Consider the following 26,963-nt stretch of genomic DNA (forward strand, 5'->3'; position numbering starts at 1 on the left):
TATTTCCCGCTTCTATATCAACTTTTCGAAGTGGACGCGTTTATTAATTGCATACATGATTGGCATGCCGACAAGCATAACGGCGAATTCACCAGCTGCTGTTGTCAGCCATGTTAATAGGAATGGGTAGTGGAAAGCAAGATTAAGTTCCCAGGCAATAATAAACATGGTTACAGTAAAGACAACCGTATTGATTGCCATTCTTGTCCATATTTGTTTAATATAGCGGGACGACAAAATCGTAATGAGAAGGGCAACAATGGACTGGCCGGTACCGAAAATCAAGTCATAGGCCATGATTGGCGAGAAAAATAAATTTGTTAAAAATACCCCCATCACAATCCCAATCATATATTTCTTGTTGAACACAACAAGATGGTTAAATATTTCAGATATCCTGAACTGGATATTCGTAAACCCGAACGGCTGGATTAAAAACGACACAGCAATATACAAAGCCGCCAGGATCCCGTTTACAGCAACTGTTTTGAGTTTCATATAACATCTCTCCTTAGTTTTTTTACGTGGGATGGTTTCGAACCACGGGCCTGCAAAACAACCAAACTATTCTATTATATACGAATAGGATGGTTTACCGCAATGGCTGTTTTTCCTCAAAAAAAATAGCCTGCTTCCTGTCATCATGTGCGAGGAAAGCAGGCATCCGGAAATCCGGATTAGTTATTATTGTTATTATTTCCTGTCAAATTGGTAAAAACCAGGATCAGGCGCAACAGTTCAATCACGGCAACTGCGGCGGCGGCTACATACGTAAGTGCGGCGGCTGATAAAACCTGGCGTGCCTCTCTTTCTTCCCCATGCTGGATAATGCCGAGTGTCGTTACCTGCTTTAATGCGCGTGAAGATGCATTAAATTCGACTGGCAATGTCACAAGCTGGAACAAAACGGCAAGTGCCATCAAAATAATGCCCAGTAAAAACAAGCCGGTCAACTGGGTAAACATGCCGAGTAAAATGAAAATCCATGAAGCATTGCTGCCGAGATTTGCAACCGGGACAAGGCGGTGGCGCAAACGAAGCGGGCCATAATTGACTTTATCCTGAATCGCGTGTCCGACTTCGTGGGCCGCGACAGCTGCACCCGCAATCGACTGTCCGTGATAATTGGCTGTCGACAAATTGACGGTTTTATTAATCGGGTTATAGTGGTCGCTTAAAAAACCGCTGTGTTCGAGCACTTTCACCTGATACAAACCGTTTTCATCCAAAATCGCCCTTGCCACTTCTGCGCCGGTCATCCCGGAAGCAGAACGGACTCTTTCATACTTGCTGTACGTGCGCTTTACTTTAATTTGAGCCCAGATCGGAATGATCGCCAAAATGATATAGTAAATCAAAAATGACATTTGCTACCCTCCACGGTGGTCTTTTCTTAATATATATTTTATGCGAATCAGGGGAAAAGGTCAATCAACATGGTCCTTCTGCTGGCGTTCTTCTTTCTGGCCTTTATATTTTCTCCATCCTACGTATGATAATGTCAGAATAATGATGCTGCCGGTCGAAATAATCACCCACCACAGGGAAGGGTCTGTCTCATCCTCCTTCATTTCATCAAATAACTCTTCAAGATTGGCCTGCAGGGTTTCCAGTTCCCTTGTATCCTTCCGGTCTTGCAAAATATTAGCCCGGTAATGGTCAATAAATGCAATTTTCGCATCAAGCTGCTGTATTTTTTCTGCCGGGATGTCCACTTTTAAGCTGGGTTCAATAATGGAGAATTCTTTTAAAAACGTATTTAATTTTATATTATAGCGCGCATGGTCTCCACTTATCGCTGCCTGTTTGACCTCTGCAAACGACGCCATCACCGGTTCTTCCATTTCCGTCCACATTGGCTGGTATTTTGACTGAAGCGCATCAACAACCAGGCGGAATGTTGTACAGGCATCCACTTTTTCATCTGCATCAACACTCGCTTTTGTTAAAGCTTTCAGCGCTTCATTATGGGTGACTGTTAAAATTCTCAGTTCATCCATTGTAAAATATTTATCGTCCAATGAAAGATTTGTAAACTCCGTTGAAAACTGTTTCAATAAAATCTTGGCTTCTTCATACCGTCCGTTTTTCGCCATTTGCAGCGCTTCGTCACTTAAATCATTCAAATGCGTTAGCGATGGCTCTGACGTTTGGGCAAAACTCTTTCCTGCAAAGCAAAACATGATGGCAAACAGAAGGATAACCACTTTTCTCATCATACTTGTCCCCCCTCAAACTATTACTAATCTATGTAAAGGAGGACAAGGTTAGTACTTTAAAAATACAGGCGCTTTAATAACGTTGATATTTCCGGCGCTTTTTTCGGATCACCAGCACATAAGCCACCATCAATGAAGCAATACTCAGCCAAAAAGCAAAATAGCCGATTTCACGGATATAGCGATCCAAATCTTCATACCTTGGGAACTGCATAAACACATAGTCAATCACATCATTATGTAAAGCCCATACTGCCGCGACCATAAGATGCTTCCATTTGAAGCGGTAAAATGGCGCAAACAACATCCCCTCCAAAGCCATTGCCAAGTGGGAGGCGATCAGCATATACCCCTGCCATGGCAGGCTGCCGTTTACATACAGCAGAAGCAAATTCATTACGGCTGCCCAAATTCCGTATTTGAACAAGGTCACAATCGCGAGTGCCTCTATGTAAGGCCAGCTTTTCCGCAATAAAAAGGCAAGCAGGACAAAAACAAAGAAAAGGCTGGCTGTCGGGCTGTCCGGTACAAATATTAAAAACTGCGGCGGCGTTTCTTTTAACTGCCATCCGTACCAGTAGTAACCGTACAGGGTGCCGGCAATATTAATGAAAAAGAGCAACTGCAGCGTGCGGCGGTCTGCTAATGCGGCATATAAAGTATTCATTTCATTTTCACCCTCATTTATATGTAAACTGCTCCTATTGTAACATGCCTTTTGCTGATCGAAAAAGCCGGCAAAACGCCGGCTCCCGAATGGGAATGCCTGAACCGGCTCCCCATCTATTCTGCTTTCAGACCTGAAATAAAGGTTGCAAGTTTTTTCAAATCTTCATCGGATCCCTTATACTGGTTTGCGGGCATGCTTCCTTTTCCATCTTTTGCGATCTTTTCCACCTCTTCAGCACTTAAGCCGGTTCCGATTAAAGAAGGTGCAGCTGACCCGCCCTGAAGGTTTTCACCGTGGCAGGTTATACAGCTTTGCTTGGCATAGATTTTATACCCGCCGGCATTTTTGTCAATATCCGCCTGCGCTGTGATTTTCCCCTGCTCTTTCGCTTTTTCCCAGTCATGGTGGGCGGCTGCTTCCCATGTTAAGTAAAATACCGAACAGACTGCAAGCAGCATGAATCCCGTTGCGAGCGGGCGTTTTTGCGGACGGCGCTCAGGCCCGCGATCAAGAAACGGAACAAGCAGCAGCGCCGTAAAAGCGACACCGGGAATCGCAAGCCCGATCACAGCGTAAGGCCCTGATGCATATGAATACTTTAACAGTTCATATAGAAATAAAAAATACCAGTCCGGCATTGGAATATAGCTTGTGTCAGTCGGATCCGCTATCCTTTCAAGCGGTGACGGGTGTGCCGCTGTCAGGCATAAAAAGCCGACCAGAAAAACAGCGCCGACCAGCCATTCCTTTAACAGAAAGTTCGGCCAGAAAGCTTCTGTCTTGCCGGGATATTCCGAATAATCCTTTGGAATATTCGGTTTCCGGTCAGCATGAATTCTCGAGTCCCCAACAAATCTCATTCCTTTTCCACGTTGCATCAATGCCCCTCCCTTTGCCCATTAATGAAAAAAAGGCTATTTTTTTACAGCGGACCTGAAATTCCCTGCTTGCGTATCATGAAGAAGTGGGCCGCCAAAAGCGCCAGTAAAACCGCCGGAAGGAAGAAAACATGGATTGCAAAAAAGCGCGTTAAGGTTTGGGCGCCGACAATATCCGGATGCCCCGCTAAAAGCGTCTTTACATAAGGGCCGATCAGCGGCACAGAGTTGGCAATCTCCAAGCTGACTTTCGTGGCAAAAAGCGCTTTCATGTCCCACGGAAGCAAATACCCGGTCAGCCCGAGGCCAAGCATCACAAAAAAAATCAGTACGCCGACAATCCAGTTTAATTCCCGCGGCTTTTTATAAGCGCCCTGAAAGAAAACGCGCAAGGTGTGCAGGAACATCATCACAATCACTAAACTTGCCCCCCAATGGTGCATGCCCCTGACAATTTGCCCGTATGCCACATCATTTTGCAAATAATATACGGATTCCCAGGCATTTTTAATATCAGCAACATAATACATCGTTAAAAACATGCCGGAAAGGATTTGAATGACGGTAATAAAAAAAGTCAAGCCTCCAAAACAATAGACAAAAGCCGAAAAGTGGTGCGCCGGATTTACGTGTTCCGGAACCTCGTGATCCGCGATATCCCGCCATAAAGGTGTGATATCGAGGCGTTCATCCACCCAGTCATATAATTTGCTCAGCATGTATTTGCCCCCTCATTTTACATACGGATTGGCCTGTGGTTTCCCTAAATATAGATATCCGCCTTTAACTTTTGTCGCAAAAGCGTCTAAAGGTGCAGAAGGCGGTGTACCGGGCACATTCCTTCCATTTTTTTCATAGCGCCCGCCGTGGCAGGGGCAGTAAAATTCGTTGGGGTGCTGCTTGCTGGTGTTCCAGTCCACGGTACAGCCAAGATGTTTGCAGGTTGGAGAAAGTGCCACGATTTCCCCCTTATTGTCCTTATAGACCCAGGCTGTCTGTGTAATATCAGACTTATGCCATCCGTCGGCCTGTTCGTACTTGAAATCGATGCGGACCGGTTTACCCGTTAATTCCGAAACCTTTAATTTGGTTGCATGAAAATCGCCTGCCGCTTTCGCTTCCAGTACCGGATCAATGGCAAAACGGAGCATTGGCATCAACGTACCTGCCGCCATGAAACCACCAACCCCCATTAGCGTATAGTTCAAAAACTGCCGCCTTGATACAGGATCTTTACTCACCCAATTCCCCCCTTGAGGTAAGCTTTGTAATAAAAATTTATATAATTTTGAACTCTATCTCCATTATCATAAAACATCCGGCAGATCAGGTCAACGAATAAATGTCATAATTGTGTCTGATATCCTTCTAATCAAAATAGACTGATATCTCAATAGCCTATAGTGTTTCCTGCCATTGGTTTACAATTAATGAAATCAGCTGCTTCACTTGTTCTTCTACAACTGTATCCCGGTATTTCTGTTCCATATGCGCAAGCGGAATCGCCGGCAGCCAAATGATCGAGCCTTCCAGAGAAGTTTGGCAAGGCTGCCAGACAGGATCGGACGTAATATAAAAAATGTGACGAAACCCGCCGGCTGCCATTTCTGATTCCCATTTTTGCAAAACTTCCCGGTTCATTTCCGGGCCCAGGCTCTGCAAATACATATAAGCAGGCATCAGCACCAGCCTTCCTTTAAACTGGTTTTCCAAGCTGGTGCTTAGCAGCCGGATCCATTCATACTGTGATGCCGACTGTTTCATTTCGCGCCCGAATGAAGCAGGAACAAGCGGCAATATGGCAGTGTCAATATAAGGCTGTTCCTGCAAATAAAGTTCAATATCTTTTGCGGTCCAAAGCAATTTGGTACCCCTTTCATTGTTTAATGCCGCGATCCGGATTGAAAAAGAAGGCCCCGCCAAAAGCAGAGGTGGAGGAAAACTACTTCAGATGCCTGACTTGTTTGCTTAACTGGATAAAGCGATCATAGTCCCGTTCATCCAGGGCATGATCAATTTCCTTTAATATTTTATTTCTTTGAAAATCATAAATGCTTTGCTGTAATATCTTTTCGGCCATCATTCTGTCCTTTTCATTAATATGCAGATCTTTCGGCATGAAGGGATTCTCTTCCAGCACCGCTGCATACTGATACGACAAATGGGATGACTTGAAATTCAGCTGGATATAAATTTCCTCATCGCGGTTCAAACGAATATCATGAAAAGATTTTTCAGCATCTGTTGTCATAATATTTTCCTTATAGAAACGAAACGGCACATTGTCTACACAATGGGTGGACATGATCAAGCCGCGCGGGCAAAGATGCGCTTCTTCTACAAAATGAACTTTTTCCATCAATTGATCGTGGCTCATTAAGTAATTTAAAATCCAAACCGATTCTCTTCTTTTTAACTGATAATGATTCAAAAACCAGCGTATGAACTCTTTTTTCTCGTTGATTGAAACAGGGGTGAGAGCCAAAGTAATCCCTCCTCTGCAAATTGAAATGGTTCCCATTGACTGGTGCGAAAGAAGTTTTTCTAAGAAAATAATAACCTGTACCTTTATTATACCGTTTCCTGAAGTGCTGCGCCTACCAATATGTTTGAAACGCTTTAAAACTTTTATGCTGCCTGAACACTTTAGCGTTCTTCTTCCAGCCTTTCCAATAAAGCCACCCATTCCTCATTTACCGGGTCGTTTGAAAGGAGGCTGCGGAAAATTTCAATTGCCTGTTCCCTTTTACCATCCTCAATCAGGAAATAGCCGTAATCCGATAAAAATTGGGGATCATTTTTTAAATCATTATATGCCAGACTATAATACTTTAATGCCTGTGAATATTCTTCAAGTTTCTGGAAAGACAATGCCATATCCCAGTAAAGTTGCGGATCCACATCCCCTTCTTTTTCCATTTTCGTTGTTTGTTCTGCAATCTCTGCGTATCTTTCCTGGTGCAGCAATAATTTATGATAAGCTAACGCAGCATCAATATAACCCGGATCGAGCCCGAGTGCTTCCCGGAAATACTTTTCTGCGAGATCTTCGCGCCCGGTTTTCAAAGCGACCTTCCCGCCAAAACAGAAAAGTTCTTTATTAAACTCATCAACATGGATGCCCTCGTCCACAGTTTCAAGCGCTTTTTTCAATTCCTCCTCGTGTTCGTAGGCACGCCCGAGATAAAGATATAAGGATTGAAACCCCGGATCCATTTCCTTTAGCTGATTGAATAATTCAATTGCTTTTCGATAAAATCCCGCCTGATAAGCCGTTAGGGCGTACCCAAATAAAGTATTTGCCCCGGGTTTCCCCTCCATTGCATGTTCAAAGTGATGAAGCGCATCTTCAAAAGCACCCGCGGCACTCAGTACTTCGGCAAGACGCCCGTGGATATTGGCATCCCCCAATGTTTCAATCCCTTTATCAAGCAGCCACTCATAATCCTTTACAGCTTCTGCGTAGCGGGCAACAGATGCATAGAATTCCGCCAGTGCAAAATGGATTACCGGTTCATCGGGCAGCTGTCCGCTTGCTTCCAACAGCTTATTTTCACTGACTTCGAGCAGCCCCTGCATCTGGTATAAATCAGCCAGTAAAAGCAGTGCACGCGGATAATCCGGATCTGTTTCCGGAATCTGGTCTAAATATAGGATCGCTTCTTCTTCTTTATCCATGTCAATGAGCGTTTCGGCAAGCAAAATAGCAAGCTCGCCGTCTTCCGGATAAGTTTCCAGAAGATCTTTATATAACTGCTGCGCCTCATTTAGAAAGCCAAGGCCCATTAATTGCCCGGCCAGCGTATATTTTTCTTCATCCGAACCAAGCGAGAGAAAAGTTTCAAATTCCTTTTTCGCCTGATCCAACCGGCCTTCTTCTAAATGATCCAACAATTGTTCAACTAAATTCATGTAAACCTTCCTTTAAACCATTTTCTTAAAAAATAGCATACCTTTTTACTTTATCATAAAAAATGCGGCCGGACAGTGCAAATATACTGCCTGCACCTGGATCTGCCCCTATGATTTATTTCTTCAGTATGCATGGAAATTCCTTTATTTTTTTATCCATGCCAAAAAAATATACAGAGCGCTAAATCAATCTGACCAGCCCTCTGTATATTCAATCAGTGCATAATCGATTTTAAACTGTCAAAAAAGCCGGGATAAGATACGTTAATCGCGCCTTCATTTTCCAAATAAATCGGACCGCGGCTGATTAAAGAAGCGACCGCCAGCATCATGCCGATACGGTGATCACCGTGGCTGTCTGCCGTGCCTCCTGTTAACGGCACAGGGCCTTCTATGATCATCCCATCTTCCGTTGCTTCGATATTTGCGCCCAGTTTCTTCAGCTCATTTACAACCGTATCAATGCGGTTCGTTTCTTTTACCTTTAGTTCCCCGGCATCCTTTATGATCGTCTTTCCTTGTGCCTGGGTTGCAAGCAGAGCGATAACCGGGATCTCATCAATCAGGCGCGGGATTAAACTGCCGCCAATCTCAGTACCGGCTAAAGCGCCGTATTTTACTGCTATGGTGCCTTTTGGTTCAAACTGTCCGCCTGCCCGGTCTTCTAAAATTTCAATATCTGCCCCCATCTTTTGCAGCACCTCTATGATGCCGGTACGCGTCGGGTTTAACCCGACGCCCGGGAAGACCAGTTCACTGCCCGGTACAATACAGGCCGCAGCAATAAAAAACGCAGCCGAAGAAATATCACCCGGCACGTTTACAACCGTTCCATGCAACGTTTGGCCGCCTTCTACCTCTGCCGTGCCGCCGCTTGTATGGATTTCTCCCCCGAAACGGCGAATCATGCGTTCTGTGTGGTCGCGCGTTTCCTGCAGTTCATGGACTTTCGTTACACCTTCCGCCTGCAAACCGGCCAGTAAAATGGCTGATTTCACCTGGGCGCTTTCAACGGGCATCTTGTAATCAATGGCATGCAGCGCTCCGCCTCTTATCGCTAATGGCGTCAAATTGCCGTGATCTCTGCCGTCAATCTCCGCCCCCATCATCGCAAGCGGTTTGGTAACACGGTTCATCGGACGTTTTGCAATCGAATCGTCTCCAATGATAACGGAGTGGAAAGGCCTGCCCGCCAAAATGCCGAGCATAAGCCGCGTGGTCGTCCCTGAATTGCCGGCATCGAGTACACTTTTGGGTTCCTGTAATCCGCCCCAGCCTTTTCCGTCAACTGCAAGACTGCTGCCATTTTGCACAATGGACACACCCATTTTGCGGAAACAATCGATGGTGCTCAAACAGTCGACCCCATATAAAAAGTTTTCAATCGTTGTCCTGCCTTCCGCAACCGCTGCAAACATAATTGAACGGTGGGAAATTGATTTATCACCCGGTACTTTTATCGTTCCTTTTAAACCGGAACGGGCTGCCTGCAGTTTTAACATCAGCCAAATTCACCTTCTCCCATTTTATTATTGCAAATATACTTCATGCGGGGATTTCATTTTTAATAGACGATAGGCGTTGTGACGGTCATTTTCCGTTTGGAAGCTGATTCGTAAAACGCCGTATACGTCTTCCCGTGTTTCCAGAATCCGGATATTTGTAATGCTGATTTTGGCTGCTGCCAGTTCGTTCATAATTTCAGAAACGACGCCCGGATAATCCGGAATATCAACAAACAAGTCGTAAAACGAAGGAATCGCGCCCGAACCGCCCACCGGCAGCTGATCGCGGTATTTTTTCGCTTCAGCATAGAAGCTGTACAATTCATCATATTTTTTACCAGCCAGTGCCTGTTTGACTTTTTGAAGATCCGCAGTCCAACGATCAAGCAGCGTGATCAGATTCTGCTGGTTGCCGATGCTGATATCTGCCCACATCTGGGGATTTGAAGAGGCAATTCTTGTGATATCGCGGAATCCGCCGGCCGCAATCCGCTTTAAAAGCGGAAACTCCGCGTCGGCATTTCGTATAAGATGGACAAGAGATGCAGCGACTATATGGGGAAAATGGCTGACCATGGCAACCATTTCATCATGCTCTGCCGGCGATACGTCAATAAATGCTGCACGTGTCCCTTTAAGCCAGCACCTTAAATCATTCACTCGCGCGGCTGATTTTTCATTATAAGGGGCAAGCAAATAAAATGCATTTTCAAAAAGTGTCGGCTTTGCTGCGATCACCCCGCTTTTATGGGAACCTGCCATCGGATGGCCGCCAATAAACACAATCCCTTTTTCCTGAAGACAGCCTGCCCTTTCAACGATGCTCTTTTTCGTACTGCCTGTATCGGTCACGATTACGTTTTGCTTTAGACCCGCGTCCGCCAATTGCCCGATCAGTTTTTCTGTAATCAATACCGGTGTTGCCAGAACGATTAAATCAGCCTGTTTGGCACCTGCTTCCACCGACTCTGTATAATCATCGACAACCATTAAAGCTTTCGCCATTTTCATTTCTTCCAATTTGGCATCAAATCCGATAACCATCGCTTCCGGATGTTCTTTTTTGATGGCCAGCGCAATGGACCCCCCAATTAAGCCGAGCCCGATCATAAATACAGTTCCTTTCAATCGACATTCCACCTCACATCGTTTGCAAAAAACCAAAAGAGCAGGATGCAATTGTCCTGCAGTTTAGCGGTTAATTTTAGCCGTTGTTTCCAAAAACGTCTCCATCGCATGGATGACGCCTTTGTTCTGTTCTTCCGATCCAACGGTGACGCGGATGCTTTCCGGAAAGCCAAGCGGCCGGCCTGAGCGCACGATAAACCCTTTTTTCATCAAAAACTGGCATACACGGTCTGCGTCACAGTGAAAATGAATCAAAATAAAATTTGCCTGCGAAGGATAGTAACCAAGGCCGGCCCGATTACAAAAATCGTAGAACTGCTGCAGGCCGCGGCGGTTTTTTTTCCGGCACTTGCGAACAAATTCCTGGTCACGGAGCGCCTCAGCCGCCACCATTTGCCCGAGCACATTCGTGTTGAACGGCGGGCGCACCGGTTCAAGCCCGCGGATAATGGCTTCATTCGCGATCCCGTAACCGACGCGGAAACTGGCAAGCCCGTAAATTTTTGAAAAAGTCCGGGTCACAATCAAATTGCTGTACTTTCTATACAGCTCAAGGGCATCATAATAATCGGCCGCAACGACATAATCTCCGTATGCTTCATCTAAAACGACCAGCACTTCTTCCGGCACTTGATCGAGAAAGGCGGTGATTTCTTTTTCGGAAGTGTAGGTTCCGGTCGGATTATTCGGGCTGCATACCCAAACAACCGCCGTATTTTCGTCAATTTGCGCAAGCATCCCGTCCAAATCATGCTTACCGTCCCTTAACGGCACTTCGCGGATTTCAGCGCCTTCAATCACGGCATTATGCCTGTACTGGGAAAAAGTCGGCACCGCCATCACCGTATTTTTGCCCGGCTCAAGCAAGGCTCTTGAAATGATCTGGATCAGTTCATCAGTGCCATTTGTGAAAATCAGCTGCTTTTCGTCCACCCCTAAAAAGTTTGCTGCTTCTTCCCGCAGGCTGGTGGCATAGCCATCCGGATAAAGCGTGTATGAACGATGGATGGATGCAAGCCGCTCATCCACTTTCGGCGAGTAGCCAAACGGATTTTCATTGGAAGCCATCTTTACAATCGAATCCAATCCGAACTGCTTCTTCACTGCTTCAATGGTTCTTCCCGGCTCATATACGGCTAAGTCCGTAATTTGTTCTCTCCATTTCATAATTTCACAGCTCCTGTTCCATCTGGTTTAAGTCCGGCCGCAATGAAACGGCGCCGTTCCTATAAACATGTTTGATGCTCTCCTGTTCCCGGTCTGTATCCACGTGAATCATAACACGGATGCAATGGGGCAGGCTGCCTGCAACAGGGATTTCCTGCATATTCATAATCGGGACAAATTTCCAGTCTGTAAATTTCCGCATCACTTTAGAAGGGAAAGCAGCGCGGAGATCGGCAGTCACTGAGAAAAAGAGAGAAGCAACCCGCTTTGGATCAATGTCATTCTTGCTGATCATTTCCTGCAGCAATGCTTCCGATGCGGCAAGGATTAGTGGCTCGTCATCCCTTTCCACAGTCGTTGCCCCGCGAATCCCACGAATCATCTTAACACAGTCCCCCTTTTTGCAATTGCCCGAACAAACTGCGCAACAAATCTTCGTCCACTTCCGCCATCACAGGTTCGCCAATCTTCCGCAGCAGAACAAATCTCGGTTTATGGGCAATGGTTTTCTTGTCCCGCAGCATGTATGCATAAATTTCTTCGAAATTAGCCTGCTGCGGAATTTTCCAATGATAGCCAAGCGCCCCCAGCCATTCGGTAAACGCAGCAACATCAAATTCGAGGCCCGTTTGTTTCCGGCTGATCAAAAGTTCATATACCATCCCGATGATGACGGCTTCCCCATGCGTCAAGCCGCCGAAGCCGCCGTTTGCTTCAAGCGCGTGGCCGAGCGTATGGCCAAAATTCAAGTATGCGCGCACGCCCGTTTCCTTTTCATCCTGCTTGACAAACCCGGCTTTTACTTTAATGCCTTTTTTCAGCAGGCCCGGAAGCTTGGCATTTAATATTTGCTGTTCATTCGGCACCGCCCGTTTGATTTCGTCCAGGAATCCTTCGTCCGAAATCAGCGCATGTTTGATAAGCTCGGCAAACCCGCTGCGGAGCTGGACTTCGGGAAGCGTTGCGAGATAGCTAGTATCATAGAGTACAAACTCCGGCTGGTAGAATGCCCCAACAAGGTTTTTCCCAAGCGGATGGTTAATGGCTACTTTTCCGCCCACCGCACTGTCATGGGCGAGAATCGTAGTCGGAATTTGAATAAAAGCGATCCCGCGCATATACGTAGCAGCGACAAATCCCGCTAAATCACCCACTGCTCCTCCGCCGAAAGCCAAAATGCACGATTTGCGGTCCAAATGGCATTTTACGGCAAAATCGAGGGCTTCTTTATAAATAAGAAATGTTTTGGCTTCCTCCCCATTTGGCGCCGTGTAGACATTTGTTTCAGCGCCTTCCGGGAGATGGGCTTTTAAAGTGTTTAAATGCAGCGCCCCCACATGGCGATCGGTTATGACCATCAGGTTTGTGTAATCTTCAAGCAGCGCATCCAGCCTGCTGATGGCACCGTCGCCTATGTATACGGGGTACTTTTTCGTGCCCGCTTCTATGATTATTGTTTCCATTTAAAACAACCTTCCGTATTCTCTTTGCGCAGCCACTGTTTGTTTCAGCACTTCCATACGGTCGCTGTAAAACTGCTCCACGATGGCTGCTGCCAGCTCCCAGGCCACCGCTGCTTCCGCCACAACACTTGCAGCCGGCACCGCGCAGCTGTCTGAGCGCTCAATGCTCGCCGTAAACGGTTCTTTCGTGTCAATATCGACGCTCTGAAGCGGCTTATACAGCGTCGGGATTGGCTTCATGACGCCGCGGACGACGATCGGCATCCCCGTTGTCATGCCGCCTTCAAAGCCGCCGAGGCGGTTTGTTCTCCGCGTATAGCCCGTTTCTTCCGACCAGAGGATTTCATCATGGACTTCACTTCCAAACCGGTGTGCCATTTCAAAACCAAGTCCGAATTCAACGCCTTTAAAAGCGTTAATGCTGACAATGGCGCGTGCCAGTTTTGCATCCAGCTTCCTGTCGTAATGGACATAACTGCCGACACCGGCCGGCATGCCAGCTGCAACGACTTCAACGATCCCGCCGATAGAGTCCCCGCTTTTCTTTGCCTGGTCAATGGCCGCCATCATTTTTTCGGCGGCTGCATCATCATAGCAGCGGACCGGGGAGGACTCCGCCTTTTCCCTTAAGTCCTGCAATGATTTGTACTGGGTATGTTCTGCCTCGACACCGCCAATTTCAACCACATGGGAAACCACTTCAATGCCGAGTTCTTTTAATAATCTTTTTGCAACAGCTCCGGCTGCGACCCTTACCGTTGTTTCGCGTGCGGAAGACCGTTCAAGAACATTGCGCATATCCCGGTGGCCGTATTTGATACCGCCTGCCAAATCCGCATGCCCCGGCCGCGGCCGCGTCACTTTGCGTTTGACTTCTTCGTCTTCATCCGCACGCGGCTCAATCCCCATAATGTTTGTCCAATGGGTCCAGTCTTTATTTTCAACTGTCAATGCGACAGGAGATCCAAGCGTAAGGCCGTGGCGTACACCTGCAGAAATGGCGGCACGGTCTTTTTCAATTTGCATTCGCCGGCCGCGCCCGTAGCCTTGCTGCCTTCGTGCCAAATCGGCATTAATATCTTCAGCTGTAAGCGGAAGCCCTGCAGGCAGCCCCTCAATAATCGTAGTAAGCGCCGGACCATGCGATTCACCGGCTGTCAAATATCTCAATCTAATACCCCCTTTTAGCACTTTAAAGCGTTACATATGTATAACTATATCACAATCTTTGCAATCCGAAAATATGGTTTGAACGTTTCAAATTAAAAAAATCATGCCAATCACTTTAGTGCTGATGTTCTATTTTTTTATAAAAAAATGTGTCTTCGACTTCTAAACCGAAAGAAGATGGATGAAAGATTTGCTCGGTACTGCCGACAAACAATGTCCCATGATGGTTTAAGGCTGTACTGAAATTCCGGTACACCTGGTTTTTTGCTTCCTCTGTAAAGTAAATCAAGACATTCCTGCAACAAATCAAATCCGCTTTCGGGTAGGGATCTGAAAGCAGGTTGTGTTGCTTAAAGGTGACGGTTTTCTTAATGCCGTCCGCAATCCGGTAAAAAGGCCCGCCGCTGCATTTTTCAAAAAACTTCAATTTCATCTCTTTTGGCACTTCATTGATGGACCGTTCCGAATAGATCCCTGCTTTCGCCTTTTGCAGCGCATGCCTGTCAATATCCGTCGCGAGAATCCGAATCAGGTCCAGCGGCATGAATTTTGACAGAATCATTGCAATCGTATAGGGTTCTTCACCGGTTGAAGCGGCTGCGCTCCATATTCGAAGCGGGATGCCCCTGTCTTTAAACAGGCGGGGAAGAATTTTGTGTTCCAGTACATCCCATCTCGATTTGTTTCTATAAAATTCAGAAACATTTATCGTCATCCGGTCTAAAAATTCATCCAATAAGGCCTGGTCCTGATCCAATCCGTTAAAAAACTCCTGAAAAGAAGAAAATCCTCTTTTCTCGTAGAGCGTTGTCAGTCTTCTTTTCATCTGTGCTTCCTTATACAAAGACAAATTGACGCCGGTTTTCATTTTGATTTGCGAAATAAACCGGCTGTAGTCATCTTCCCGTTCAATCTTCATTGTGCATTCCCCATGGCTTTCTTGTTGATTTTCATCACCATGCAGCATTGGCAGTCAACAGTTGGCGCCCCGGCCGCATATTTTCTTTATTTTAGCATAAAAAAAGATTGGCGTTTAGAAATTTTTCCGCCAATCTTTAAAAAGCGATTTTAATAAATAGAAGCGTCGGCAGGCCGTGTATATTGAAGCAGTTCTTCGTCACGGAAGAACAGGGCAATCTCGCGTTTTGCACTTTCCGGAGAATCCGAGCCATGAATAATATTTTTGCTAACAATCATACCGTAATCGCCGCGGATCGTGCCGGGTGCCGCTTCGGCCGGATTCGTCTTGCCCATCATTTTGCGGGCTGTGGCAATGACGTTTTCCCCTTCCCAAACCATCGCAAATACCGGGCCGGAGGTGATAAATTTAACCAAATCGCCAAAGAAAGGGCGCTCCTTATGTTCAGCATAGTGCTTTTCAGCAAGTTCGGTTGGAATTCGCATCAGTTTCGCACCGGCTAAACAAAAGCCTTTCTTTTCAAACCGCGACACGATGTCGCCGATCAATTGCCTTTGTACCCCATCTGGTTTCACCATCAAAAAGGTTCTTTCCAAAAAAAATCCACTCCCATTCGTTATCATAAATTGCCAAAATTATGTACCGGATATAAAAATAGTAACATTCATGAAGCAAAACCGCAACATCTTTTAGAAAGCGGTTTCCCTTATCTATCAGCACAAAAGGCATCTTCCTGATCCGCTCCCGGTACAAACAAAAAACGACCAGTTCCTTTTCAAGGCGCACCGATCGTTTCGGTTCTCTTTAAAATTTCCTTTTCCCCATATATTTTGCAAGTTCAGCAAGCGTCTTTTTAATACGGCTGTCCGGAAGCCCCTCAAGCGCTTTTAAAGCCTTGCTTAAATAGCGCTGGCTGATGGCGTACGACTGCTCGATCGCACCCGAGCTTTTGATCAGGCCAATCACCCTGTCCAGCTCGGTTTTCGGCATATGTTCATGAACGTGCTGCAACTCATTTTTTATGGCCGTATCCTGCATTGCAAACAAGACAGGCAGTGTAATATTGCCCTGCCGCAAATCCTCCCCGGCAGGCTTTCCAAGCTCTTTCTCAGTGCCGGTAAAGTCCAGGATATCATCGATAATTTGATAGCTCATCCCGACATTATAGCCGAAACGGAACAGCTGTTTGTGCACCTGCTCATCTGCCCCCGCTGCAATTGCGCCCAGCTGGCAGCTGACCGCGATTAAAAGCGCCGTTTTCCGTTTGATTCTCCGCAAATAGCAGCGCAGGTTCTGCCCGAAATGATATTTATCTTTGATTTGTTCGATTTCCCCCGTGCATACTTCTACAAGCGTATCCGCCAGAATCTGATGGGCGGTGAGATCCTCCACTTTTGTGATGTATTCAAGCGCACTTGCCAAAATATAATCCCCCGTATACATGGCGATACGGTTATCCCACTCCGCTTTTACGGTCGGCTTCCCCCTCCGCAATTTGGAATCATCAATGACATCATCATGTACAAGGGACGCCATATGGATCAATTCGAGCGCAACTGCAACATTTTTCACACGCTCAATCCGGTAGTCGCCAAATTTTGCGCCAAGCAGGACAAATACGGGCCGGATTCGTTTGCCTCCCGCCTTCAGCAAACTAAAGGAAGCCTGCTCAATTAGAGTGGAGTTTGATGCAACGGCCTTCTCCAGTTCTTTTTCAATGAGGTCTATGTCCGTTTTTAAAAACGAATACATCATTTGTAATTTCATCTATTTCCACCCAGTCTGTCAGTTCTCTTTAAATCCGATATGTGCGGCTGCTGCTCCGCCGGCAAAAGGTTTATATAAAATCCGCACGAAACCCGTTTCCTCAAATAAATAAGCCAGTTCTTTCATTCCCGGGAAGCTTCTCGCTGATTCTTGAAGCCATGAATACTCATCATAACTTTTGGCAAACATTTTGCCGAGCACCGGCATCATATAGCGGAAATAAAAATAATAAAGCTCACGGTATACAGGCACTACCGGCTGTGACGTTTCCAAGCAGGCTGCCATGCCGCCCGGTTTCAGCACACGGTGCATTTCGCTTAAAACCTGCTTATAATCCGGCACGTTTCTAAGCCCGAAACCGATCGTTACATAATCAAAAGTATTGTTTTCAAAAGGTAGATCCATTGCATTGCCGTGAATCAGGTCTACCTGTTTCAGGCCGCGTGCATCCACCTTCTTTTTCCCGACTGCCAGCATATTTTCGCTGAAGTCCAAACCGGTAACATGGCCGCTTTCTCCAACGGCCTCTGCCAGTGCAATCGTCCAATCTGCCGTCCCGCAGCAAAGGTCAAGGGCAGTGCAGCCTTTTTTCACGTCCATTTTTCTCATGGTTTCTTTGCGCCATCTTTTATGCTGCTGAAAACTGATGACCGAGTTCATATAATCATAGTTTTTTGAAATTTTCTCAAAGACGTGGTGAACACGTTCTTCTTTCGCAGTCATGTGTTTACCCCTCTTCCGCATATAATCTTGCTGTCATTTTGTATTGGTTCATCAATATATGAATCCTTTCTTCCAGCAGCTGATTCAGTTTCGGCGCTTTCGCCAGGCAGTTTTGCAGCGCCTCAAAACTTTGTTTTATATAGGCTTCACTTTTATACAACAGCTCAAGCTTTTTATCCATCGGCAATTGTTGAAAGGGCTGTTCTTCATTCGGATAAGAAAACTTCTTAAGTGCTTCAAACAGAATGGAGCTCTTCCCTTTCATAGCTCTTTCTTTTTCCAAAGCAAGACGGTTGAATAACAGCAATTCCTCGCTGAGGCGAATGAGCGGCTGTGAACCAAAAAACTGCATGAATTTCGTAATAATCCCCGACTCTGTTTTTTTCAAATGGGATAAAAAGGATTCTGCGTCTGATTCATCAAACTGATAAAGCAGCACTTTATACTCATTCACGCATTTAATCCCTTCTGCAAGAACCCCGACCAGCTTAACATTGCGGACGCCCGCCAGCAGCTTATAGTACAGGCTGCTGAAGTAATCACCTGCGAGGACCGTCAACTGGCGGTTTTTCTGCTTATCGTCTAAATTGGTTACTCTCTCATGGGTGTCAAGGGCGATTTGGATCAGCATCGCAGTTGCAACAAATTGCGCCGCTTCATGATCCGAATAAGTATGTCCGGCCAGACTGTTGATCAAAAGCAGAATGCGGTCTTCATCTATGTATGGCGCATCAATATATTGATGTAAAAAATCGTGATTTACTTCCTGTTCGATCAGTTGTTTAATTGCTGAAAGTTGTTGGCTGCGTTCATACAATGACATAACCCTTCCCCATTTCTTCGTTGATGTAACCTAAAAACAAGTCGTAATTTATTATAGCATAACTGAGAATATGACGTTAAAAACTTGTCTTGCCCGTTCATTCATCGGTGTAGCTTTCCAACCCGCCGATGCTGGTTAAAATTTGTGCATCGCCGCGGACTTTTATGGCAGATACATGTTCGGTAAATTGCGCAATCAGCACTTCCCCTTCATCCAGGATTTCCGTATGGTTCAATTTCGTATCCGAACCTCTTGAAAGCCCGATGACGCTGACACCGTTCGCCAATGCTTTGACAACAATAAAATCAGAACGCGCGTCCGGTTCCACGAACAAACAGCCCCTTTCTTTTCGTTATGCAAACGTATAAGCACCTGTATATGGTTTATCTTACCATAGTACCCATGTGCAGCAAAGCGTCTTGAATGATTTTCTCCCGCCTAAACGGGCCGGCCGGCATCCTTGTAATCCGGCAATTAAAAAAAGGCTGCAAAAGCAGCCTTTTTTCGCTCAAAGTCAAAATATGTAATTACTTCACTGCATCTTTAAGCGCTTTTCCCGGTTTGAAAGCAGGCACTTTGCTTGCTGAAATATCGATTTCCTCTCCGGTTTGAGGATTTCTGCCTTTGCGGGCTGCACGTTCACGTACTTCAAAGTTGCCAAAACCAATTAATTGGACTTTATCTCCACTTGCCAATGCATTTTGAATTGTATCGAAAATAGCATCCACTGCTTTTGTTGTATCTTTTTTGGAAAGTTCTGTAGCTTCAGCCACTGCATTGATTAAATCAGTTTTATTCATTCCATTCACCTCCTCCCAGAGAAACTGAACATAATTCAGGTTTCTAATAACATTGTATACGGTTTTTCATCTTTATAAACGTTTAAAACCGGATAGAACCAGTATTTTGCTTCAATACCAATTCTGATAAAAGATTATCATAATAGATTTGCGTACGCAAGAATAATTCGCTTATACTGGGAAAGTTTTCATCTTTTTTCCACATAAAAGGGGTCCGGCGCCATTTTTGGGTGTGTTGCTCTCCAAAAACGGGCCGGACCTTTTACAGGATGATGGCAATTAATCCTCCCGAGCCTTCATTAATAATCCGTTCCAGCGTTTCTTTCAGTTTATAACGTGCATTTTCCGGCATTAGCGAAAGTTTTGCCTGGATACCTTCCCTGACAATTGAGCTTAAATTGCGGCCGAATATATCCGAGTTCCATATTGACAACGGGTCATCCTCAAAGTCCTGCATGAGATAACGCACCAGTTCCTCACTCTGCTTCTCGGTCCCGATAATCGGCGCAAATTCCGATTCCACATCGACTTTAATCATGTGGATGGAAGGCGCGACAGCTTTCAGGCGGACCCCGAAGCGTGATCCCTGGCGGATGATCTCCGGTTCATCCAGGCTCATATCCTGCAGGGACGGCGATGCGATTCCGTAACCCGTTTGTTTGACCATTTTTAACGCATCGGAGATTTGGTCGTATTCTGTTTTGGCGTGGGCAAAATCCTGCATCAATTCAAGCAAATGGTCTTTCCCGCGGATTTCAACACCGACAATTTCTTTTAACACCTGGTCATACAGTTCATCGGGGGCCTGCAGGTCGATTTCCGCTACCCCTTGCCCCATTTCAATGCCGGCAAGGCTTGCGCTTTCGACAAAGTCATACTCGGTGAACGACTGGACAACACGGTCGACATCGCGCAGCCGCTTGATATCTTTTACCGATTCTTTTACGGCGTTCTGGTAGTTTTCCCGCAGCCAGTGGTTTTCTTTTAATACCATCACCCAGCTTGGCAGGTTTACATTGACTTCAAGTACCGGGAATTCATACAGGGCTTCGCGGAGAACGTTCATCACATCCGCTTCACGCATACTTTCAACCGACATCGCAATCACCGGCAGATCGTATTTTTCCTGCAGCTCTTTGCGCAGTATTTCGGTATCCGGATGGTACGGTTTCGCTGAGTTTACAACAATGATGAAAGGCTTTCCGACTTCTTTTAACTCGGCAACGACCCTTTCTTCCGCTTCAATATAATCGGAACGCGGAATTTCCCCGATCGTACCGTCTGTTGTAATCACGACCCCGATACTGGAGTGCTCCTGAATCACTTTGCGTGTCCCGATTTCGGCTGCTTCATGAAACGAAATCGGTTCTTCATACCATGGCGTGTGGATCATCCGCGGCCCGTTTTCGTCTTCATAGCCTTTTGCCCCAGGCACCGTATATCCTACACAATCGACGAGCCGGATATTGACATCAAGTCCCTCATCCACATGCACGGTCACCGCCTGGTTTGGTACAAATTTTGGCTCTGTCGTCATGATCGTTTTTCCGGCTGCGCTTTGCGGCAATTCGTCCTGTGCCCGGTTCCTGTCCGCTTCATTTGTGATATTCGGAAGCACAACCAATTCCATAAATTTTTTAATAAAAGTGGATTTTCCGGTTCTTACAGCGCCTACTACTCCTAAATAGATATCGCCTCCTGTACGTTCGGCAATATCTTTAAAAATATCTACTTTTTCCAAAAAGATTCCCTCCCCACGTTAGTTCCCGGGACATTCCATCCTTAAATGATGATTGGACAATATATGTTTATGATGTTGTCCGATATACTTATGTCTATAAAATAATTTTTTTATAGATTTCAGGAAAAAAATAAACCCTTCCTCTACAATATATTGGGAAGGGAAAGGGATATGACTATTTTGCCATAAATACCGGCTCGTTTTTTCTGTTAACCGTATAAGGCAGGGAATATGCGGGAACATAGGGGGTATTTTCGGTTAAGAGGGAGCGGATATCTTCCCCTGCTTTAAAATTTTGTGTGCTGTGCTCCAGCGCCTGTTTTAAGTCCTTGCTGTAGTCGACATAGATTTCCCCTTTCCCGGTGACCACAAACGGGAGCTTGCGGCCGGAATAGGGAGAAATCACTTTTGGAGCCGTTTGATAGCCCAGTTTCTTAAAATCAAGTGTGTACACATTGCGGGCCAGTTCCTTTTTAAACGGCGGATAACCCTGAGACCTGATCCTGATCTCTAATTCTCTTATTTTTTCCGGAATCCGGACATCAAAAACTTTCACGACCGGGTTTTTTTCGGCATCAATGATAACATACTGGTATACGCCGCCGCTTTCATAAGCGTTCGCTGGTGGTGCTGCCAAATCAGTTTTCGGCGCTTTTAATTGGTGAAAGTCAATTAGGTATTTCATGTAAACAGGTGTATTTTCCGGTTTCGTTTTGATCGGCAGCAGCCCTTTATTGGCTTTTTTATACTGATCGACTGCTTTTTGGACGGCCTTGAGCTGTTCATCATTTGAAACTTGGCTGTCCGCCTTTTGCGCTTCCGGATACAAGCATCCGCTTAAAACGCTGCAAATAAGGGTTATCAGAACAAGGAAAGACAGTTTTCGCATGTACAAATCCATTCCCCCTTCCAATCCGCTTAATCAGCCGGCCCGCTCAGCACAATGATCGCCATGAGCAGGCCGCCGAGGATTAAGCAGGCATACGCAAATACGGCTGTAACCCCTCTGAAGAAAGCTGATTTCAATTTGTACCTGCTTGCAAAGATGGCCGCCATCGCAACCAGCATGAATCCCATCCCAATCATAGAAATCCACATTTTTACCATCCCCGGCGACAAACCGATTCCCCCTTCCGGCACCGAAAAAACAGGGCACACTGTAAACGCAATCATTTCTGTCGTCCAAAAATCTCTTGCTGCATTATACCATAAAAGTAAAACATATTCAAATTTTCAGACCTGCTTTTTTTAGAGGGCTGTGCACAGCTCAAAAACATAGAAAAAACTGAAGTAAAGGAGCGTCAGCTTTACTTCAGTTTAATCGTTCGACAAATACCCAGCCTTTTAGTTTAAAGCATTTTAACTTTCCATGCAGTGTATGCCGCAAGCTGCTACTTGGCATCATAAGAAAGCCCATGTGCCCCGGGATTCAGGACGATATAAGGCAGTCCGCTAAACTAATCCTGGAATTGTTCATCCAGCATCACGACCAAATCTTCCATTTCATGCTTCTTCAGGCGGCCCATCAGGTTATCCACCGCTTCCTTTGGATTTAAGCCTTTGAACAAAACATGGAAAAGAGCATCCGTAATCGGCATCTTCACCTGGTATTTAGAGGCGAGCTGGTAGGCTGCTTTCGTCGTTCGCACACCTTCAACAACCATCCCCATGCTATCCAGAACATCTGCAAGCTCTTTGCCTTTGCCAAGCATATTGCCGGCTCTCCAGTTGCGTGAATGAACGCTTGTACACGTCACGATTAAATCGCCGATGCCGGCAAGCCCTAAAAAGGTGAGCGGATTGGCGCCCATCTTCGTGCCGAGACGCGCAATCTCCGCCAGGCCCCTGGTCATCAGCGCCGCTTTTGCATTATCGCCGTAGCCAAGTCCATCAGAGATCCCTGCAGCCAGCGCAATAATATTTTTTAAAGAACCACCCAATTCAACTCCGATAATATCCGGATTAGTATACACGCGGAAATGTGAATTCATAAAGATATCCTGCGCTTTTTTGGCGGCCTGCATATTTTTTGAGGAGACGGTTACAGTCGTCGGGTGCCGTAAGCTGACCTCCTCGGCATGGCTCGGCCCGGACAGCACAACCACGTCTTTCAACAGCGTTTCCGGCATTTCTTCCTCCACCATTTCGGAAATACGAAGCAGCGTATCCGGTTCAATCCCTTTGCTGACATGAATAATTGAAAGCGGCGCCTGCCTGATGCCGGCAATTTGCCTGCAAACATCGCGGACTGCTTTTGTCGGCACGGCAAGCACGACTGTATCCAGCCCGGCAAGCGCTTCTGCCAGCGAAAGGGTACCGGAAATTTCCGGCTGGAGCGCAATGTCAGGCAGATAATGTTTGTTTGAATGTTGTTCATTAATTTCGTCTATTTGCTTTTTTTTATTGCCCCACAAACGGACATGGTAACCATTGTCGGCTAATACCATCGATAGCGCAGTTCCCCAACTGCCTGCCCCCAGCACTGCTATATTCTTTTGATTGGACAATACAAGCACCTTCTTTTCTTATTTTCTTGCACGCGCGATGATCCTGATCGGTGTTCCCGAAAATTCAAACGCATCCCGGATACGATTCTCCAGGAAACGTTCATAGGAAAAATGGAGAAGCTCAGGGTCGTTCACAAAAATAACAAATGTCGGCGGTTTGACTGCCACTTGTGTTGCATAAAAAATTTTCAGTCTTCTGCCTTTATCGGTCGGTGTCGGATTCATGGCTACTGCATCTGCTATAACTTCGTTTAAAATGCTCGACTGGACGCGCATCGCATGGCTTTCACTGACAGCCTGGATCAGCGGCAGCAGATTTTGCAGCCTTTTTTTCGTTTTCGCCGATACAAAGATCACCGGCGCATAACTCAAAAATTGAAAATGGTCGCGGATTTTTTCTGTAAATTCTTTCATCGTTTTTTCGTCTTTTTCAACGGCATCCCATTTATTCACAACAATAATCACGGCTCTGCCTGCCTCATGGGCATATCCGGCAATACGCTTGTCCTGTTCACGAATGCCCTCTTCCCCATTCAAAACAACGCAGACTACATCCGACCGTTCAATTGCCCTTAAGGCCCTGAGCACACTGTATTTTTCCGTATTCTCATAAACCTTTCCTTTTTTCCTCATCCCTGCTGTATCAATCATAACATAGGTTTCGCCCTGGTAAGTATATACGGTATCCACTGCGTCCCTTGTTGTGCCTTCGATATCGCTGACAATCACGCGTTCTTCACCGAGAATGGCATTGAACAATGAGGATTTTCCGACATTTGGACGGCCGATAAAGCAAAATTTAATCACATCTTCTCCGTAGTCTTCATCACTTTTATCCGGGAAATGCCTGGCCGCTTCATCCAGCAGATCCCCAAGGCCGATGCCGTGCGCTCCGGAAACCGGAAACGGCTCGCCGAAACCCAATGTATAGAAATCATATATTTGCGTTCTCATTTCCGGATTATCAATTTTATTTACTGCAAGCACAATCGGCTTTCCGGAGCGGTATAAAATTTTGGCAACCATTTCATCAGCCGAGGTTACGCCTTCTCTTCCGCTTACAATAAAAATAATCACATCAGCTTCGTCAATAGCGATTTCTGCCTGTTGCCTGATCTGTTCCAAAAATGGTTCATCCCCGATATCAATCCCGCCTGTATCAATCAGATTAAACTCATGGGTTAACCATTCAGCAGAACTATAGATACGGTCTCTTGTTACCCCCGGGACATCTTCCACAATCGATACTCTTTCTCCGACAATACGATTAAAAATTGTCGATTTTCCAACATTTGGGCGTCCAACAATTGCAACAACCGGTTTTGTCACATGATTCACCCTTTCTATTCCAACTACGGCCCTTAAAAAGCTGCAGGTGCCAACCTTAGTAGTTTAACAATAATTACCTATGTAATCAATATCCAGCTGCGTTTTAAGTTTCACCGCAGATGGCGATTTAAACCCCTTTTTCTTTTTTCAGCGCATATTTTTCTGATAGTGCGGTTATCAAATGGTTCAGCACACCCCAGCCGCACTGCAGGCACAAAAAGAGTGCAATGATATCCAAATAGGAATAGCTCCCGGCCGTCTGGTGAAACCCCCATTTCATGATGGCCAGTGCATACCCTATTTCACCCTGCGCTGTCCCCAGCACTACAAACATGGTCCCTGTAAAAAAAGATGATGACGCCAATTGTGCGATAATAAATATAAAAATGCTGTAGAATATCATACGGTTTGCCATTATCCAAACAGGATCATACAGTTCAAACAGCAGCATGCCCGTGTATCCCGTCATGGCAATCCATACATATACCAGCTGGTAAGCCAGTCTCATTCCCCTGAACCGTGCAAAGTAAAGATACCCGGCAGCAATCAAAAAGACTGCAGTCCATTGTACGCTGAACCCGCCAATTTTCAGCTGGTAAGGAAATACAATGATAAAAAGTAAAGAAGCAAAGGCCATTCGCCGCCGCAGCGGATCCGATTTGTCCATGAAAAAGGTAGCAATGACCCAAACCGCCCACATAACTCCTAAAAATAACACTCCTTGCATATCACGCCCTCCCTATTCCCCATTATGGGAAATATTCCAGCGTGCTAATCGCGTTTGAACTGAATTTTTTAGCCATAATAAGAATGGAGGTGAAATGGACGATGGGAAAAGACCGGCAGGAGAAAAAGCTGCGCAAAAGCGGAAGAGTGGAAAGCGACCGTGACCAGGCCCTCCATTATCAGGGGGCAACGCGTCTTGAAAGCCCTGAAGAAGTACGTAAAAGACAATAAAGAAAGCGGTATCTTATCACGGACAAAAAAAGAGTGCAATACGCACTCTTTTTTTTAAGACCTGAATTTTTTCAACTGGTCTCCGATCATATCTCCAAGCTGGAAGCCTGTATTTTCTTCCGGCAGATTATAGTCCTCATGGGAATCTGCTTCTTCAAGTTCTTTCATGCTTAAAGACAGGCGGTGATTTTTTTCGTTTACTTCAAGGACCTTAACCTTAACTTCCTGTCCTTCTTTCAGCACTTCATTCGGTGTTGAAATGTGTTTATGCGAGATTTGCGAAATATGGACAAGCCCTTCTACACCCGGGAACACTTCAACAAAAGCACCGAATGAAACAAGACGCTTTACAACACCATTCAAAACGGTGCCTTTCGCAGCTTTTTGTTCAATGCCTTCCCAAGGGCCCGGCAGTGTTTCTTTAATGGATAACGAAATCCGCCCGCTATCCCGGTCAACTGACAATACCTTAACATTTACTTTTTCGCCTTCTTTTACAACATCTGCAGGGGATTCCACCCTTTCATAGGAAAGCTGCGAAATATGGACAAGGCCGTCAATCCCTCCAATATCAACGAAAGCGCCAAAACTCGTCAGCCTTTGGACGGTTCCTTCCAAAACCTGTCCGGCTTCAAGGTGATCGAGAATTTCCTGTCTCTTTTCTTCTTTTTCTTTTTCAATGACTGCGCGGTGCGATAAAATCAAACGGTTTTGATCCTGATCGAATTCAACGATCAGAAAAGCCATCTTTTTGCCTTTATAATCCGAGAAATCCTCGACAAAGTGATCCTCAACCAATGAGGCAGGGACAAATCCGCGCACGCCGAGATCAACAACAAGGCCGCCTTTTACAACTTCATTTACAACGGCTTCAATGATTTCGTGATTTTCGTATTTTTCCTTCAAGTCATCCCATGCTTTTTCAGCATCGAATTTGCGTTTTGAAAGGATAACGGCTTCTTCTTCCACTTTCGTCACAATCAGATTCAGCTCGTCTCCTTCCTTGACAGCATCCGCTGCCTGTTCAATATGGAGATTCGAAAGCTCGCTGATCGGAATAATCCCGTCCACTTTGCTTCCCTCAATTGAAACGAGGACTTGTTTTTCCTCGACCTTTATGACAGTCGCTTTTACTTGATCCCCTACAGAAAGGGACTTTACTTCTATTTCATTCATTTCGTCTGACATATGTACATCCTCCTTATCCGGCTGCTTCAACTATAATTGAATATACCTGTTCTCTGGTTAAATTCGTATTATTCAAAAAGAAACTCTTTTATACTAA

At 45.7% G+C, this 26,963-nt stretch carries 31 protein-coding genes and 1 riboswitch; of the genes, 1 reads left to right on the forward strand and 30 read right to left on the reverse strand.

What is annotated here, in order from left to right; genetic code table 11:
- Positions 1-12: 12 nt before the first annotated feature.
- The 29 genes from C232_RS0101130 to C232_RS0101270 form a co-directional block, all read right to left on the reverse strand.
- On the reverse strand, positions 13-498 hold the full coding sequence (locus tag C232_RS0101130; protein WP_018660380.1) for a QueT transporter family protein: 486 nt from the start codon (positions 496-498) through the stop codon (positions 13-15).
- Positions 499-505: 7 nt separating this feature from the next.
- A riboswitch (PreQ1 riboswitch) is annotated at positions 506-550 on the reverse strand.
- A 127-nt stretch (positions 551-677) separates the two neighbouring features.
- Positions 678-1,367: a zinc metallopeptidase gene (locus C232_RS0101135; protein WP_018660383.1), complete on the reverse strand. Its 690-nt coding sequence runs from the start codon at positions 1,365-1,367 to the stop codon at positions 678-680.
- A gap of 60 nt (positions 1,368-1,427) precedes the next feature.
- Positions 1,428-2,219: a sporulation protein YpjB gene (gene ypjB, locus C232_RS0101140; protein WP_018660385.1), complete on the reverse strand. Its 792-nt coding sequence runs from the start codon at positions 2,217-2,219 to the stop codon at positions 1,428-1,430.
- Between the two features lie 73 nt (positions 2,220-2,292).
- Complete coding sequence (gene lhaT / locus C232_RS0101145; RefSeq protein ID WP_018660387.1) at positions 2,293-2,886, reverse strand: lipoprotein heptaprenylglyceryl N-acetyltransferase LhaT; 594 nt, start codon at positions 2,884-2,886, stop codon at positions 2,293-2,295.
- Between the two features lie 116 nt (positions 2,887-3,002).
- Positions 3,003-3,767: a menaquinol-cytochrome c reductase cytochrome b/c subunit gene (locus C232_RS0101150; protein ID WP_018660389.1), complete on the reverse strand. Its 765-nt coding sequence runs from the start codon at positions 3,765-3,767 to the stop codon at positions 3,003-3,005.
- 44 nt (positions 3,768-3,811) lie between these two features.
- Positions 3,812-4,486 carry a menaquinol-cytochrome c reductase cytochrome b subunit gene (qcrB, locus tag C232_RS0101155; RefSeq protein ID WP_018660391.1) on the reverse strand — a complete coding sequence of 225 codons (675 nt, stop codon included), beginning with the start codon at positions 4,484-4,486 and terminating at the stop codon, positions 3,812-3,814.
- A gap of 12 nt (positions 4,487-4,498) precedes the next feature.
- Entirely contained in the window at positions 4,499-5,008 is a 510-nt protein-coding gene (locus tag C232_RS0101160; RefSeq protein ID WP_018660393.1) for a QcrA and Rieske domain-containing protein, read from the reverse strand.
- Between the two features lie 157 nt (positions 5,009-5,165).
- Entirely contained in the window at positions 5,166-5,630 is a 465-nt protein-coding gene (locus tag C232_RS0101165) for a YpiF family protein (RefSeq protein ID WP_018660394.1), read from the reverse strand.
- A gap of 79 nt (positions 5,631-5,709) precedes the next feature.
- A complete protein-coding gene (locus C232_RS0101170; RefSeq protein WP_018660396.1) occupies positions 5,710-6,252 on the reverse strand; it encodes a ReoY family proteolytic degradation factor in 543 nt (180 codons plus the stop codon).
- Positions 6,253-6,413: 161 nt separating this feature from the next.
- Positions 6,414-7,679 carry a tetratricopeptide repeat protein gene (locus C232_RS0101175; RefSeq protein WP_018660398.1) on the reverse strand — a complete coding sequence of 422 codons (1,266 nt, stop codon included), beginning with the start codon at positions 7,677-7,679 and terminating at the stop codon, positions 6,414-6,416.
- Between the two features lie 215 nt (positions 7,680-7,894).
- Positions 7,895-9,181 carry a 3-phosphoshikimate 1-carboxyvinyltransferase gene (gene aroA, locus C232_RS0101180; RefSeq protein WP_018660400.1) on the reverse strand — a complete coding sequence of 429 codons (1,287 nt, stop codon included), beginning with the start codon at positions 9,179-9,181 and terminating at the stop codon, positions 7,895-7,897.
- A gap of 27 nt (positions 9,182-9,208) precedes the next feature.
- On the reverse strand, positions 9,209-10,312 hold the full coding sequence (locus C232_RS0101185; RefSeq protein ID WP_018660402.1) for a prephenate dehydrogenase: 1,104 nt from the start codon (positions 10,310-10,312) through the stop codon (positions 9,209-9,211).
- Between the two features lie 63 nt (positions 10,313-10,375).
- Positions 10,376-11,479, reverse strand: a complete 1,104-nt coding sequence (gene hisC / locus C232_RS0101190; RefSeq protein ID WP_018660404.1) for a histidinol-phosphate transaminase — start codon at positions 11,477-11,479, stop codon at positions 10,376-10,378.
- Between the two features lie 4 nt (positions 11,480-11,483).
- Positions 11,484-11,861 carry a chorismate mutase gene (gene aroH / locus C232_RS0101195; protein ID WP_018660406.1) on the reverse strand — a complete coding sequence of 126 codons (378 nt, stop codon included), beginning with the start codon at positions 11,859-11,861 and terminating at the stop codon, positions 11,484-11,486.
- Between the two features lies 1 nt (position 11,862).
- Positions 11,863-12,942, reverse strand: coding sequence for a 3-dehydroquinate synthase (aroB, locus tag C232_RS0101200; protein ID WP_018660408.1), 1,080 nt, complete (start codon positions 12,940-12,942; stop codon positions 11,863-11,865).
- Entirely contained in the window at positions 12,943-14,112 is a 1,170-nt protein-coding gene (gene aroC, locus C232_RS0101205) for a chorismate synthase (RefSeq protein ID WP_018660410.1), read from the reverse strand. It lies immediately after the preceding gene.
- Between the two features lie 115 nt (positions 14,113-14,227).
- The gene (locus tag C232_RS0101210; protein ID WP_018660412.1) at positions 14,228-15,031 is read right to left on the reverse strand and encodes a CheR family methyltransferase; all 804 of its coding nucleotides are present in this window, start codon (positions 15,029-15,031) and stop codon (positions 14,228-14,230) included.
- A 149-nt stretch (positions 15,032-15,180) separates the two neighbouring features.
- Positions 15,181-15,627: a nucleoside-diphosphate kinase gene (ndk, locus tag C232_RS0101215; RefSeq protein ID WP_026314422.1), complete on the reverse strand. Its 447-nt coding sequence runs from the start codon at positions 15,625-15,627 to the stop codon at positions 15,181-15,183.
- Between the two features lie 208 nt (positions 15,628-15,835).
- A complete protein-coding gene (gene hepT / locus C232_RS0101220; RefSeq protein ID WP_018660417.1) occupies positions 15,836-16,798 on the reverse strand; it encodes a heptaprenyl diphosphate synthase component II in 963 nt (320 codons plus the stop codon).
- An 18-nt stretch (positions 16,799-16,816) separates the two neighbouring features.
- On the reverse strand, positions 16,817-17,521 hold the full coding sequence (locus C232_RS0101225; protein WP_018660419.1) for a demethylmenaquinone methyltransferase: 705 nt from the start codon (positions 17,519-17,521) through the stop codon (positions 16,817-16,819).
- 4 nt (positions 17,522-17,525) lie between these two features.
- Entirely contained in the window at positions 17,526-18,344 is an 819-nt protein-coding gene (locus tag C232_RS0101230) for a heptaprenyl diphosphate synthase component 1 (RefSeq protein WP_018660420.1), read from the reverse strand.
- A gap of 97 nt (positions 18,345-18,441) precedes the next feature.
- The gene (gene mtrB, locus C232_RS0101235) at positions 18,442-18,672 is read right to left on the reverse strand and encodes a trp RNA-binding attenuation protein MtrB (protein ID WP_018660422.1); all 231 of its coding nucleotides are present in this window, start codon (positions 18,670-18,672) and stop codon (positions 18,442-18,444) included.
- Positions 18,673-18,871: 199 nt separating this feature from the next.
- A complete protein-coding gene (locus tag C232_RS0101240) occupies positions 18,872-19,144 on the reverse strand; it encodes an HU family DNA-binding protein (RefSeq protein ID WP_018660424.1) in 273 nt (90 codons plus the stop codon).
- Between the two features lie 262 nt (positions 19,145-19,406).
- Positions 19,407-20,885, reverse strand: coding sequence for a stage IV sporulation protein A (gene spoIVA / locus C232_RS0101245; RefSeq protein ID WP_018660425.1), 1,479 nt, complete (start codon positions 20,883-20,885; stop codon positions 19,407-19,409).
- 175 nt (positions 20,886-21,060) lie between these two features.
- Positions 21,061-21,774, reverse strand: coding sequence for a hypothetical protein (locus C232_RS0101250; RefSeq protein ID WP_026314424.1), 714 nt, complete (start codon positions 21,772-21,774; stop codon positions 21,061-21,063).
- 29 nt (positions 21,775-21,803) lie between these two features.
- Positions 21,804-22,058, reverse strand: coding sequence for a DUF2768 domain-containing protein (locus tag C232_RS0101255; RefSeq protein ID WP_306301562.1), 255 nt, complete (start codon positions 22,056-22,058; stop codon positions 21,804-21,806).
- A 284-nt stretch (positions 22,059-22,342) separates the two neighbouring features.
- Positions 22,343-23,392, reverse strand: a complete 1,050-nt coding sequence (locus C232_RS0101260; protein WP_018660431.1) for an NAD(P)H-dependent glycerol-3-phosphate dehydrogenase — start codon at positions 23,390-23,392, stop codon at positions 22,343-22,345.
- Between the two features lie 18 nt (positions 23,393-23,410).
- A complete protein-coding gene (gene der / locus C232_RS0101265) occupies positions 23,411-24,721 on the reverse strand; it encodes a ribosome biogenesis GTPase Der (protein WP_018660433.1) in 1,311 nt (436 codons plus the stop codon).
- 127 nt (positions 24,722-24,848) lie between these two features.
- Positions 24,849-25,448: a YphA family membrane protein gene (locus tag C232_RS0101270; RefSeq protein ID WP_018660436.1), complete on the reverse strand. Its 600-nt coding sequence runs from the start codon at positions 25,446-25,448 to the stop codon at positions 24,849-24,851.
- A gap of 101 nt (positions 25,449-25,549) precedes the next feature.
- Here C232_RS0101270 and C232_RS19155 point away from each other — a divergent pair, with 101 nt between their 5' ends.
- Positions 25,550-25,678, forward strand: coding sequence for a YpzI family protein (locus C232_RS19155; RefSeq protein ID WP_018660438.1), 129 nt, complete (start codon positions 25,550-25,552; stop codon positions 25,676-25,678).
- 54 nt (positions 25,679-25,732) lie between these two features.
- Here C232_RS19155 and rpsA read toward each other — a convergent pair whose 3' ends face one another.
- Complete coding sequence (gene rpsA / locus C232_RS0101280) at positions 25,733-26,866, reverse strand: 30S ribosomal protein S1 (protein WP_018660440.1); 1,134 nt, start codon at positions 26,864-26,866, stop codon at positions 25,733-25,735.
- Between the last annotated feature and the right edge of the window lie 97 nt (positions 26,867-26,963).

Source organism: Heyndrickxia acidiproducens DSM 23148 (assembly GCF_000374345.1).
Taxonomy (GTDB): domain Bacteria; phylum Bacillota; class Bacilli; order Bacillales; family Bacillaceae_C; genus Weizmannia; species Weizmannia acidiproducens.